Annotated in this window: 11 protein-coding genes; 6 read left to right on the top strand and 5 right to left on the bottom strand. The window is 42.6% G+C overall.

Annotated elements, in window-relative coordinates; genetic code table 11:
- Window positions 1–47: 47 nt before the first annotated feature.
- Window positions 48–2,495, bottom strand: coding sequence for a TonB-dependent receptor (locus EXT48_RS03855; protein WP_130163623.1), 2,448 nt, complete (start codon window positions 2,493–2,495; stop codon window positions 48–50).
- Window positions 2,496–2,835: 340 nt separating this feature from the next.
- On the opposite strand from EXT48_RS03855, the gene EXT48_RS03860 reads away from it, so the two are divergent.
- The 4 genes from EXT48_RS03860 (at window position 2,836) to EXT48_RS03870 (ending at window position 6,851) form a co-directional block, all read left to right on the top strand.
- Entirely contained in the window at window positions 2,836–3,300 is a 465-nt protein-coding gene (locus EXT48_RS03860; RefSeq protein WP_045964078.1) for a CreA family protein, read from the top strand.
- Between the two features lie 129 nt (window positions 3,301–3,429).
- Window positions 3,430–3,603, top strand: coding sequence for a hypothetical protein (locus EXT48_RS23690; protein ID WP_162484726.1), 174 nt, complete (start codon window positions 3,430–3,432; stop codon window positions 3,601–3,603).
- Window positions 3,604–4,012: 409 nt separating this feature from the next.
- Window positions 4,013–4,699 carry a transposase gene (locus EXT48_RS03865; RefSeq protein ID WP_130163624.1) on the top strand — a complete coding sequence of 229 codons (687 nt, stop codon included), beginning with the start codon at window positions 4,013–4,015 and terminating at the stop codon, window positions 4,697–4,699.
- A gap of 283 nt (window positions 4,700–4,982) precedes the next feature.
- Window positions 4,983–6,851, top strand: coding sequence for a DUF885 family protein (locus tag EXT48_RS03870; RefSeq protein ID WP_130163625.1), 1,869 nt, complete (start codon window positions 4,983–4,985; stop codon window positions 6,849–6,851).
- Window positions 6,852–7,159: 308 nt separating this feature from the next.
- On the opposite strand, the gene EXT48_RS03875 is transcribed toward EXT48_RS03870, so the two are convergent.
- From EXT48_RS03875 to nfsB, 3 genes are all read right to left on the bottom strand, one after another.
- Window positions 7,160–8,221: an endonuclease/exonuclease/phosphatase family protein gene (locus EXT48_RS03875; protein ID WP_130163626.1), complete on the bottom strand. Its 1,062-nt coding sequence runs from the start codon at window positions 8,219–8,221 to the stop codon at window positions 7,160–7,162.
- A gap of 124 nt (window positions 8,222–8,345) precedes the next feature.
- A complete protein-coding gene (locus EXT48_RS03880) occupies window positions 8,346–9,458 on the bottom strand; it encodes a M35 family metallo-endopeptidase (RefSeq protein ID WP_130125934.1) in 1,113 nt (370 codons plus the stop codon).
- A gap of 387 nt (window positions 9,459–9,845) precedes the next feature.
- Window positions 9,846–10,505: an oxygen-insensitive NAD(P)H nitroreductase gene (gene nfsB, locus EXT48_RS03885; protein WP_130163627.1), complete on the bottom strand. Its 660-nt coding sequence runs from the start codon at window positions 10,503–10,505 to the stop codon at window positions 9,846–9,848.
- A 96-nt stretch (window positions 10,506–10,601) separates the two neighbouring features.
- Between nfsB and EXT48_RS03890 the strand changes: the two genes are divergently transcribed.
- Window positions 10,602–11,513 (top strand): LysR family transcriptional regulator, encoded by a 912-nt coding sequence (locus EXT48_RS03890; protein ID WP_130163628.1) that lies wholly within the window; start codon window positions 10,602–10,604, stop codon window positions 11,511–11,513.
- Between the two features lie 2 nt (window positions 11,514–11,515).
- On the opposite strand, the gene EXT48_RS03895 is transcribed toward EXT48_RS03890, so the two are convergent.
- Window positions 11,516–12,364, bottom strand: a complete 849-nt coding sequence (locus EXT48_RS03895; protein ID WP_130163629.1) for a sterol desaturase family protein — start codon at window positions 12,362–12,364, stop codon at window positions 11,516–11,518.
- 121 nt (window positions 12,365–12,485) lie between these two features.
- On the opposite strand from EXT48_RS03895, the gene EXT48_RS03900 reads away from it, so the two are divergent.
- A complete protein-coding gene (locus EXT48_RS03900) occupies window positions 12,486–13,454 on the top strand; it encodes an AraC family transcriptional regulator ligand-binding domain-containing protein (RefSeq protein ID WP_130163630.1) in 969 nt (322 codons plus the stop codon).
- Window positions 13,455–13,558: the final 104 nt, after the last annotated feature.

Below are 13,558 nucleotides of genomic sequence, written 5' to 3' on the forward strand. Positions count from 1 at the left end.
TAAAGAGAGTGAAGGTAACTTCACTCTCTATTTTAGTTTTTTGCTGATTATAACTCAAACTGGTAGTTAAGCTTGACCCCAACGGTACGAGGTGTTGTGACATAGTGTCCGTACACTCGCTGCTGCTCTGGCAAGGCTTTGTTTAACGCCGCGAATTTAGCTTCACCAGCCCAAGACTTGTCGCGTCTTACCGAGGTGAAAGCAAATTTGTCAAACAGGTTGTCGACATAAAAAGTGACGGCCCATTGCTCGCTTGAAAGCTTAGCACTGAGGTTAGACAAGGCAAATCCTGGTAATACCTCTCCGTCAGCTTTGAGTCCGACTTTCGTGTATACGTCACTCTGTGCGGTTACTCCATAATTAACGTTAAGCATTTTGTCGTCGAACACTTCCTGCTCGTAGCTTAAACCGAATGAGAACTGCTGTTTTGGCGCGCCAGGTAGGCGGTCACCATCTGTACCGTCATAGTACGGCTGGTAAAGCGCGATTTCTTCAGCGCTATAGTCACCTTCTTTGAATACCGCAAACAGGGCTGGTGCATCATCAGTTAGCTGTGCTTTTGCATAAGAATAGGTTGCATACACCGTCCACTGATCGTTCAACATAGCCCGGGTCGATAACTCAATCCCACTAGAGTTCGCAGATCCAGCATTAGAGGTAATGATCTCTTGGCCGTTTACCGTCACGGATGAAATCTGTGCATCTTCCCAATCAACACTGAATAATGCGGCATTAAAATGCAGCTTGTTATTCAGCCATGTAGATTTTAATCCCAGCTCATAGTTAGTGGTGGTATCTGGTTTATAGCTAAGCTCATGCGGCAGTGCACAGATGATCTGTTGCTCTGGTAGTGTTTCTGGGCACGACTCCAAACCGTTACCACCGCCTAACCTAAATCCTTCACTGACAGTGAAGTACGTCAGCAGTCCATCTTGCCAAGTGTAATTGGCATTAAACTTAAACAAACTACCATTGTCTTTGGCACTGACTTGTTCAAATGAAATTTGCTCAAGGCTTGGCAGGCCACCAGAATAGAGCGGGGTTTCAGCCGCTGACTCAGTTTTAACATCATAGCGATAGAAACGAGCGCCCACTGTGATATTAAAATCGTCTGAAAAAGCATAGCCAATTTCGCCAAACAATGCTGACTCTTTGCTGGTGGCATTGGTCAGTGCAATATACTCAAGATCTTGCTCAATATTGTCGATTTCATCGCCCCAAAACGCCGTGAGTCCTGGCGTGTACTCTCTATCGTCCGAACTAATTTCTTGTTTGCTGTAATATACCCCTGCAATCCAATTTAGCGCGTCATCCCCTTTAGAGACTAAACGGATCTCTTGGGTAAAAGTGTCTTGATCAGTAGTATCTTTAGTCAAAGCGGTAAAACTAGGAAAATCCGCATAACCCGGCCAAATATCATAAAGTAGATCGGTTTGATCTCGTTGGCCTTGTTGTTCTTTGCTTGACCAACCGGATGCCGAAACTAAATCAGCAAACTCTAAATCGGCGTTGATTTCAAGGCTAAGCAGGTCGTCTTCTTGCTCGTTAGGTTCAAGCACACGGTACGCTGACTCGTATGGTTTGATAGAATCGGCAAGCGGGTGCTGTGCTGCAAGGCTTTGATATTGTGAAATTGAGTTAGCGCCATTTTCTTGCTTCTGATGAAAATAGTTCAGCGTGGTATCGATGTTCTCGCTCACCAACCAACGTAGAGAAACCCGTGTGGTTGTTATGGTTTCATCATTTGCATCCGCAACTGCGTTGATGTTTGCTTTTACATCCTCAGTATCTGACCAATCAGGATCTGGGTTTGAAACACCGGCTTGCTTAACCACATAATTGTAATCCATAAAGCCGGGGTTGTGATAGCGGTTAATGCTCGCGCGAACGGCTAATTCATCCATCACTATAGGCATATTGAAGACAGCACCTACTTCATGACCATGACTGTCACTTTCATTGATACTGAATAAGTCACCACTTAGTTTACCTTCAATAACGTCAAGCACTGGCGCTTTAAGCATGGTTCTAATCGCACCACCTAGCGTGCCTGCACCGTAAAGCGTACCTTGTGGGCCGATCAAGACTTCAACACGTTCGATATCGGTTAGTCGCAAATCCACATTGATTGGGATTTCGCCGAGGTAAGTTGCCACTGTCCCTGAGTCAGAAGCACGTTCCGACGAATTAGTATTCAAGCCACGAACAATAATAGGTGAGCCCTCACGGCCACCTTGTTCTGTGATTGTCAAACCAGGAACCCATCTTGCTACATCTTCAAGGTCGCCAATATTTTGGTCGCTCATCACATCGCTGTCGACGGCAGTAATGTTTAATGGCGCTTCTTGAACTGTGCCTGCGCGTCGAGTGGCTGTTACTTGAATTCGTTCAATTGACTTTTCTTGAATCTTACTTTCTTCTGCTTGTGATTGATTAACAACAAAAAAACTCGAACTAACAGCTAGTGCGACTAAGCTTGGATGGAGCTTACTCATGGATGGTGGAACCTCAAATTAAGAATTAAACGTGACGAAATTTCAATCTTTAGAAATGGGTAACTATGCAGGTGGTGCATTTCTGTCCCGAGTTTAGAGAGAATTTCATACAACCGGTGGTGAATAAATTAGCCATGTTTTGTTCATGGTTTAGGTAAATTTAGCCACCCTGAAACTGCGGCGCATGCTAACATGCTTATTCGTATTTTGTGAATAATTATTTTGATTATTTGAATGGTTATCTCTTTTTTAGATAAGGTGATTTGCGAAAATTTTCAAATAGCTTAGAGTATTAACTCCGTATGTTTCTTTTGTACGTCGATTATCTTAAGGAAAAACAATGAAAAAGCTGATGTTTGCATTGTTGGCATCTTGTACGTTACTAGGTTGCTCTGACAGTGAAGTTGGTGATGTGTCACTCGGTCTATTTACGCTCAAAGATATAAAATTAGACTCTATGGTTGATCCCGTTGTAACGGGTGTGACCTGTCATGTGGCGAGTGTTGAAGATGATTTGAGCTTTTCGGACCCAAGCGATAGCTCTATTTCTTGCCGTCAAACGAGTGAAATAACACCGGCAATGCTGGCGAATATAGATAAAAGTGATTCAGGCGAAGTGGTATTTAAAAAATCAAAAAGTGTGTTTTTTAAATCAATGAAAGTGAGAAGGATCTTTGATGCAAAAAATCAAACCTTGATGTACTTAGCCTATACCACTAAGGAAACCTCTGGTAGCTTTAAGCATAGCTTGTCAACGGTGCCATTATGGGGAACTCAGGCTTATCAAGGCGTTAAAACCAATTAATTCGAATGTTGGCTAGCACATAAACCAACACGTTTTGATAATTGCATTTAGTAAATTATTTTTGTTTGAATTAAACCTTTTTGCTCACGATTTCGACTAAGCTTAGTAGGAATAAGTTTAGGAGAAATCGTGATGTTAAAAACACGCTTTTTAGGGAAAACGGTCAATATTGCATTTGCAGTGATGACTGTACTGTTTGTTATCTTAACGTTAACAACTGATGCTCATAGCATCTCATCTCAAGCAACTCAGGTTGAGGTGTTTAGCCAAGACGAGGTGATTACCGAGTCCAAATCGAAGTAAGTTTGGGCTGTGATTTATCTTGTTTTACTGATTAGTGCCATTCGAAACGATGAAAATATAATATAAATATTGCGCTCGGCTCAGTCTCTGTTGCGCGTGGGATTAAGTGCATAAATTTGCATGAAGTTTTTATGACATATACTCATGCTTCACTTACTCTCTGTATAGCGTATAAACTCTAAACTACCATCTCTGACTCATCTCATTAATAGTCTTAACTATGCTGTCACCAAAATTGTAATTAATTTGTTGCGTTCTCCCCAGTCTGCATTAGCTTTAATTAGGGACTAAGAAAAAAGCAGCGCAGTTTGCAATCGGATATATGCAAGTTTCTGTTTTAAAAAATACGAATTTTAGCTGACGTACTCGTTATTCGTCTGACTAAAACGCTCACACACAAGGAAGAAATATGGCACGCCAATTCGACAACTTTTATAGTCATGGGGCAATTAATTTTAGTGATTTTATTAATTGTGTTTCTAGCTTATATACTGGTCCAGACTGCTTGGATGACAGTACATTAAGACTGCTTGCTGAGATGTTGTATCGGCTTTCGCAAAACAAGCAATTTCTCGCGGCTCAAGTTGCGGGCAGCAGTAATTACCAACATCATGCCCGAGGAATGTTGGACAATGATGATCTATATGTACTTTATGAAAATAAACGACCATTTTTTAAAGTATGTGCACAAATTTGGCATCCAATGCCAAAGCGGGGGACTCAGCGCTGTTTTATTCCGCAAGTGCGGGACTACAATTTTACGGCATTGACAACCAATTATTTTGGCCCCGGTTGTGGCAGCAAGCTGTATCAATACGAATATAGGAAGGACTTACAGCAAGGCGAGCATTGTGATTTACAGTTTGGGCAGTTTTATCAATTTACCCCTGAATCTGTACTCTTTACAGAAGCGTCGAGAGATGTGATAGCGCAGGCTTTACCTAAAAGTTTGAGTATCACCATCAGCTTACAGTTGGAGCAAAGGCCACATGCTTGCTTTGTGTTTGACAAGTCATCTGGTCGCGTGCAGCAGATTATTGCTGACTCTGCATTTGGCCACAACGCAATACCTGAACCTCTGCTGCTTGAAGACTAAGCACTCTATCTAAGGTTATGAACTTTAGTTCAGGTGTAGAGAAAGTAACTTATTTTGCAGGATTCTATCTTTTATAGCTGTAACAAAAGCGCAAATATGTTACTTGTAGTTGCATCTATGAGAATAGCGTGAGCACTTTATTGCATTCTGATTTCTCAATGAATGAAGTGCTTATACCAAATTGAACAAGTGTTCAGTCAAATTGGTATGACTATTCTATCACCAGTCTGATCTGCACTGGTATTTTTAGCTTTGACAACAACCCTAATGGAGCGGCGTAATAATGAATAAAATAAGCTTGGTAGCACTCTCTGTCGTGCTAGGTTTGAGCGGATGTGCTCAAGACAAGCCGGTAACGGAAACTACATCTGTTGCTAAAACCACTGAATCAACTCTCTCTCGTGCAGAAATCGACAAAGTCGTAGAACAGTACACCAAGCAGTTTATTAACCATGAACCCGCACTAGCCACTTCGCTCAAATTATCAAGTAATGAATATGGTCACTATGCTAATAGACTGCCGGATTACTCGGTTGTCGGAATGCAGGCGCTCCAGGTGGATATGAATGCAGCCGCAGATAAATTAAAACAATTACAATCGGGCGTGGCGAACTCTGATGACTTGTTGCACCTTAAAGTAAATGAAGTTATTGCACGTTATTATGCTGGTGATAAGGGCTTCTCAGCAGGTTATATTGATACTTGGGGCGGACACCTGCCATATATTGTCAATCAATTGTCCGGCCCATTGCTGGATATTCCGAATGTGCTTAAAGACCAACATGGAATAGAGAGCGAGCAAGATGCAAAAGACTATGTTGCGCGCCTAAATGCCTTTGTTGAAGTCACGAAGCAAGTTGCAAGTAAGGTAAAAGCGGATGCCAATAAAGGCGTAATTTTACCAAAAGTATTATTTCCAAACACGCTAGGTTATTTAGATAACTTCACGGCGCCAAGTGGTGCAGAACATCCTTTGGTTGCGTCGTTTAAAGATAAACTTGCGAATATTGATGGTATTACGGATAAAGCCGCCGCTGAATATGCTGCACAGGCAACACAAATTGTTGAGCAAAAGCTTTATCCTGAATTTAAAAATGTGTCTGCGATTATGCACGCTCTAGAGAGCAAAGCGCCTGAAAATGTTGGCATTTGGGCCCAACCAAATGGCGAAGCTTTCTACCAGCATGAGATCACCTATTTGGCAGATTCTGATATGAGCGCGGAAGAGATCCACCAAATTGGCCTTGCTGAGGTGGAGCGTATTTCAAAGCGTATGGACGAAATCCTCAAGCAAAATGGCTATTCACAAGGTACTGTTGGTGACCGGATGAAGCAGCTCAATGAAGAGTCGAGATTCTTATATGAGGATTCTGACGAAGGTCGTGAAGCGTTATTATCGTTCTTGCGTGGTGAAATAGGGACAATTTTACAAAAAGCGCCAGATTATTTTTCTACTATTCCACCGCAACCTGTTGAAGTTAAACGTATACCAAAAGCCGTGGAAGCGGGTGCACCGGGTGGTTACTACAACGGTCCATCGCTTGATGGAAGTCGCCCAGGGGTATTTTCAATCAACCTAAAAGACATGAAAGCAGTACCAAGCTTTGGCATGAAAACCTTAACGTATCACGAGGCGGTTCCTGGTCACCACTTCCAAATTGCGCTTAATATGTTGCAAACAGAAATCGGTTTGATGCGTCAAAATGCCTCATTTAATGGCTATGTTGAGGGCTGGGCGCTGTATTCAGAGCTATTGGCTTATGAAATGGGGATGTATAAGGACGACCCATTTGGAGACTTAGGGCGTCTGCAAGCTGAGGCATATCGTGCTGCTCGACTGGTGGTTGATACGGGCCTGCATTATAAAAAGTGGACACGTGACCAAGCGATCACCTATTTTGCTGATGCAACCGGTACGGCGATGAGTGATGTGGTATCGGCTATCGACCGTTATATCGCTTGGCCAGGTCAAGCGCTTGGTTATAAATTAGGTATGCTTAAATTGGTTGAACTTAGAGAGCACGCTAAGCAACAGCTAGGTGATAAGTTTGATATTAAAGCATTCCACGACGTGGTGTTGTTAAAAGGCGCAAGGCCAATGGCGCTTGTTGAAGAAGATATCAAGACTTGGATTAACTCTTTGAAGTCGTAAATATACTTTTCGGCTTGAAGTCAGTACGCGATACTGGCTTCAAGCTGATGTTATTTAAAAACCTCTATTTATAGCTCTCGTTCATACTCACCGTACTTAAAGTCACTATCATAACCTGAGCTTCGGATAATTAATGCCTTTCTAGCAGCCAGTTTTAGCGCTAACTGCGTTGAATTCACTTCCAATAGCCAGCTATTGGTGCGTAAATTCGCCTAGTTATCCCCAAAACTCTCTGGCTAGATAAGAAGATAGTTTAAGGTGATTAAAAAACAATGAGCTAGCTCATTCCTTATCCAAACCTCAGGTTATCATAATTTGCAATTCGGCTTTGCCACGGCATTTTCAATAATTTCTTTGCTGCGATGTATATCTTTCTTTTTCAGCTCAAGTCCTGCTTCATCTTCATTTTTGACCGGTTGATAAGCGAGTTTTGCATAAAGCGCAAAGTGATCAGACCCTATGTTGTTGAGCCTTTTAATATCGATCACTGTGAAATGGTGACTCGAAAACAAATGATCTAGCGGCCAGCGTACAAACGGGTACTGTGCATGAAAAGTGTTAAACATACCTCGGCCAACCCTCGGATCAAGAAGCCCACTTATTTTCCTAAATAACCTCGTGGTTGGTGACCAAGCAACATCATTGAGATCGCCAGTGACTATGGTGGGCAAAGGCTCATTTATGACGCGTTTGGCAACAACCACCAGTTCTGCGTCTCGCTCAATGGCCGTTTCGTTCTCGGTGGGGCTCGGCGGTGCCGGGTGCAAGAAATGGGTTTGGATCATGATATGGGGAGCGAGCTTGAGTCTTGCATGTATCGAAGGCACGCCTTCTTCAACGATATACTCACATTTTGCCTCGTCTAGCGGGTAGCGAGAATAAACGTGCATGCCATACAAATTGCATTGTGGACATTTAACGCTGTAGGGCAGTATATCTAACAACGAGTCTAATTGTTGCTCCCATAGCTCATCACTTTCTAACGTGACTAAAAGATCAGGTTGATGTGTCCGGACTTGCTCCAATAGTAGATTAAATTGTCGATTGGTTTGCAGGACATTGGCGGTGATCAAACTGATTGTGTCAGCATCGGTTGTCGCTTTTTTTACCTCGACTGGCCAAAGCGTGGTGTAGGGTAAAATCCACCACAGTTGAAAACTTAAACAACCTAATAGAGCAATGACAGCAAGCGCGGCTACGCTTTGAAGATCAAGGTAGAAAATGGATAGCAGTAGTGTAAATGCAGTAATAACAGTGAGCTGAAGCCGTGGGAACTCCATTGCTCTAACACTCCAATGCGGATGCTTAGCAAGTGGCAATAACGTAGCAAGTAGGATAAAACCACACAGCGCGACGATAACCCAAGTCATGAAATTCCTCAGCAAATAGATGAATTTAAGAAGTATATTTCATGTTAGCTGAAATCGCTGTGAATAGTATCGGGTTTAGACGGTTGCCTAAACCCGATACTCGTTCAGGGATAACTAGTCGAGATTAGTTTTGGTACGGAGTGTTTTCCGCAAAATATTCATGGCTGTCAGCATTTTGAATTGCTTGACTTGGGTTTGAGTTTGCTAAGTTTTTCGCACCAGATTGGCCATAAACGATGTCATCTGTACCAGCAACGGCATTAAAGTGACTTAACTCATGAACAATCGTACCCGCACGTGAATCTGTACCTAGCTCATTTGCGCTCCAAAATGCGCGACATAGATAGACTTTGTATGGTTGATTTGGGTATACATAAGCAAAGTATGATTTGTTACAACTACAGTCAAAAGTGAGATCTTGGTTGTCGATTGCATCATTGATGGCATTGAAGTTAGATTTCACGGTTGCATAACGGCTGCTTGTCGCTGCGCCAAACCAAGTTTGATAACGCGTAGATGGGTTGCTTGCTGAGTGGCTATTTAGGTAAGCAACGGAGTCATTAGTGATCTGATCTGCAGCATTTAGTGCTGACAAAATACTGGTTTTTTCACTGTTACTACAACGACCTGTAAAACAAGTGCCATCAGTACAATCAGCCGCGCCTGCAGCTGGTTTTGCATTGACTTGAACATTGCCCTTCGTCATCGCAACGCCTTCAAGCCATAGATTGACCGAATTTGAGCTGAGTTCTGCTACATCGGCACGCATCATCGATTGCTGACCCATCGTTCTTGTAGTCATGCTTGGGATTTCTTTTTTACCGAAAAGATCAAATGATTCAACATCATAACTAATTTCGTAGTTACCTGGCTGGCTAAGATCATAAAGGCCTGAAAGCTCAAATGATTTAGTGAGCGTTTCGCCAGACTTTAGCTTGATAAAGTCAGCTTCAGTAGGTGCTGGGCGTTTGTAGTGAGGACCAAAGAAATTAACTTCTTTACCATCACGCGTAATTTTGAAAATATGCTCTTCTTCAAGGTCTGTATACCAGCTTAAGATTTTCTGATTGCCTTTACCCTGATTGGTGATGTTTAGCGTCGCAACAACATCGCCATTGCTTTTTGTGTCGACATCAACACTTACCGCTAGGTCTTTATTCATTGCTTGAGCATTCAGTGATGCGGTTACGGCTGCCGCGAGTAACCCTGTAGATAGTGTGCGTGATAGTAGCTTCATTATTTCTTCCTGTTGAGGTTGCTACAGTCTCTCGGCTGGCAGGTACAAAACCAGTGGCGAGGACTGAGTTTACTTGTTGTCATTTCGTTATTTTTAAAGGTGAATTCACTCTTCACTTTTAATTAACAATAATATATTCAATGTTTCAAGCAGAATTTTCACAACAGAGTTAAAAAATTCACATTAAAAAATTACCAATAATTTCAAATAACTGTAATGTTATTGAAAAGTATGGATAAATTTAATACAAAACTGGGGAGAGGGTAGTTGTGAATTTATTGTTTCATTCACATTGGTTTACATTGAGGTGTTTGAAATGGTATTCCAACAGAAGTTGGAGTGGCACTGACGTTATATAGCTAGCCATTATCAGCGCCAAACTGAGTATTAGATTTCGGTAATGATATCGTCGATAGCAAGGCGAGATTTAGGTAATTTAGCATTAAAATCACCTTCGTCTCGATAGCCCAATGCGACAATGGCAAGAGCGTCAAAGCCTTGCTCAGTTAACCCAAGCTCATTGCTGAGGATTTCAGCATCAAAACCCTCGATAGGAACTGAGTCAATGCCAAGAGATGCCGCACCGAGCAAGAACTGTCCAAGATTTAAATAAACTTGTTTGCCAGTCCATGCTTTGATTGCTTCATCGCTGGTTTGATTTAAGCCGACAAAATAGCGACGGCCATTGTTCATTTGTGCCTCGATCTCAGAGCCTTTTTCAAACCGGCCATCGGCACTTTCTTTGGCAAGCACTTTATCTAAATGTGCATCATCTATATTTTGTTTTGCAGCAAATACAACAACATGCGATGCATTTAGTATTTTTGCTTCATTAAATTTGTAATTCTCTTGTGTGCTTTTTGCCACTTGAGTTTTGCCAGCCTCAGTACTTGCGATGACGAAATGCCATGGCTGAACGTTGGTGCTAGACGGGCTTAGTCTTAGCGCCTGCTTGAGTAGGTCAATATCTGAATCACTAATTTTTTTATTAGGATCAAAGGCTTTTGTGGAATAACGATTGTGAATTGCATCGCGTAATGTGTACATATCAGACTCCTAAAATTGCTTTAAAGACATAATATGGATTTACATAATCAATAAAAAGATGATAATGAGTTAAATAGTTTCAAAAATTTTTTGAAAATGAATACACAAGATTTAATTGTCGTGATGAAAACGGCTAAACTTGGCAATATTAGTGCGGCGGCTGCGCAGTTAGATATGCAGGTTGCTACGGCGAGCGCTGCGATAAAGCGAGTAGAAAAGCTCCTTGGCTTTCAACTTTTTGTGCGTTCTACGCGCAGCTTAAGGCTATCAAAGCAAGGTGAAACTTACTTGCCAATTTGCGAGCAGGCACTTGCGCTTTTGGCTGATGGCAAAAAGCAGGTGCTCGACAACGACAACGAAATTGACGGTGAGCTAAGGTTAACCGCACCGTCAGATTTTGGCCGTAATATCCTCCTTCCTTGGCTAGACGAATTACTGGATGAATACCCTAAACTTGCCCTGAAGCTTATTCTTAATGATCACAATCTCGACTTTTATCGTGACGGTGTTGATATCGCGCTGCGCTATGGTGCGCCTGAAGACAGTAGCTTCTACGGCTTTAAAATTTGTGATGTGCCATTGCTGCTGTGTGCCTCTACGGAATACTTAGAAAAACAAGGCACGCCAAAGGATCATGAGGAATTAAGCGAGCATCAAGGGCTATTCTTTTTGATCAGAGGCAGTAAGTTTGATACGTGGAAACTGACGAAAAATGAACAAACTTACAAAGTGGTGCTTAAAGGGCGTAGAACCAGTAATGATGCGGATGTGGTAAAGCGCTGGTGTGCGCAAGGTGCGGGTATTTCATTGCGATCCGCGATAGATGTTGCAGACCAACTAGAGCAAGGTGTGGTGCAAAGTATATTAAATGACTACCGCGTTGAATGTAAGCCGCTGTGGTTGATCTGCCCGTCAAAGCAAATGATCAACCCAAGTGTGAGAGTGCTTCGCGATAAACTAAGAATGTACTGCCAAGCGCTTGTAGAAAAGGCAGAGCGGTATAAATAGCTCTAGGATTTGGCAGAGTCCGTATTTTTTAACTTGTCGGGTAAGTGGGTTGGGTAACCAAACAGCGCCAACCATTTGCTCTTTAAGGTGTTTGCTTGTGAAAAGCAGTAGAACATATGACGCCACTGAGCAAAGTTAACGTCTAAAGGGGTTTGCTTTGGGGGCGCACCTCTTATTCCATAGCAAATTGTTATGTCTTCACACTCTTCAATAAAGGTGCCAAAAAGCTTATCCCAAATGATCAGCACCCCAGCAAAGTTCTTATCTATATAGTCAGGATTACTGGCGTGATGGACTCTGTGGTGGGAAGGGGTATTAAAAATTCGCTCTACTATCCCTAATCGATTAACCGTTTGTGTATGGACAAAAAATTGAAAAGCCAAGTTGATTGCGACGATGGCAAATACCAGGGGCGGGGTAAATCCAAGCAGTATCATAGGCAGCCAGAACAGCCACATACCGACAATAGGGTATAGCAAGCTTTGGCGAAATGCGGTGGTAAAGTTCATGTTGTTAGAACTGTGATGGACTACGTGTGCACTCCAAAGCCAGTGAGTGCAATGTGATGCGCGGTGAAACCAGTAATACAAAAAATCTTGCAAGATAAACCCAAAGAGCAAAGTGAAGATATTTAATTCGATTGTGAATAAGGCAAATTGATGGAGCCAGTAAAAGAGCGGCATCAGCACAAGCAAAGCCAGCGCGTCGCTGCCTTGATGGAGCAACGCAAGTAGGGCATTGAGTAATGAATCTCGCCAATCATAGTACTCGTGGTGCTTAATATATTCCCATGCAACACAAAGTAAAAAGACGGGACTGAGTGCCAGTAAAATTAGTGATACATCAATCATATACAGCTCCTTCTTTAGCCAAAGCTTTGGTACTTTATATGCACAAGCGTAGCGGGTTAGCCATTGACAATCCTGCCAAACTGCGCCAACAATTTGTCCAAATACGACAAAAGGAACTGCAATGCACTCCACTTCGTTTGTATATTTTTATAGTGCATGGGTATATCTCCATGACCATTTTACCGATGACAAGAGACTGCAAGGCGAGTTTGCTGAGCTGGTAGCGTCACGGCCTGAACGTGTAACACTCGTTGAGTATGAGGGGTTGCTGGAGGTAGGGCGGGAGTTAAGCAGCGATCCCCTAATTGGCTTTGAACTGGGTAAAGCCATTCAGCTGCATGACTATGGGGCGCTTGGTTATTTGGTCGAAACCAGTAAAGACTTACAGCAGGCTATTACCTCATTATTGCATTACGACGCCATTGTCGCCGATATTGGCCTCGCCGTATTCACAAGTGATAGCGACAATGCCAAGTTAACTTGGCAACCAAAAACCTCGCTGGGTAAGCAAGCCATTTTGCGTAATATGACCGCTTGGGTGAGCGCTGCACGGCAGCTTTTGCGATCAACTTTATCGCCTAGCCAACTCCAGCTTAGCTTTAGCGTGTGTGACCTAGAATTACAACGTTTACAAACTTGGTTTGGCTGCCCCGTATCGCAAAATTGCCCTGAAAATACACTGTCGTTTCCGTTAGATTTTCTTACCATGCCAGTCGCTACCGTCGACAGCCTAATGCACGAACATATTGAGCAAGCGGTTGCCAAAAGCGTATCAGCGCTTTGTGATAATCATGATTTAAAAACGCGTGTTGCCAATTTACTGGCGGCAAAGCACTCACTGGCCGGAGTCAACCAAGCAAGTATTGCTAAGGCATTAAACATGAGTGTGCGTTCGATGCAGCGTAAGCTAAAAATACAACACACCAGCTTTAGAACCTTGCTCGACCAAGAGCGAAAACATAGATTTGAACAACTCATCAGCAACACCAAATTGCTCGATATTGTAGACGCACTCGGTTTTACAGAGCAAAGTGCGCTGAATAAGGTTTGTTTAAAATGGTATGGGAAGTCACCGTCAAAGCTAAAGTGAAGAGCCGAAGGTAGGTAAGTTTTGGTTTGTTAGTCAAACTCCCAGCTTCGGTGCAAATATGCAGTGGGTATTATCGATTCCCTATCGTGATAAACGTAGTGAAT

It is taken from the genome of Pseudoalteromonas sp. CO348, assembly GCF_004208845.1.
GTDB classification, from domain to species: Bacteria; Pseudomonadota; Gammaproteobacteria; order Enterobacterales; family Alteromonadaceae; genus Pseudoalteromonas; species Pseudoalteromonas maricaloris.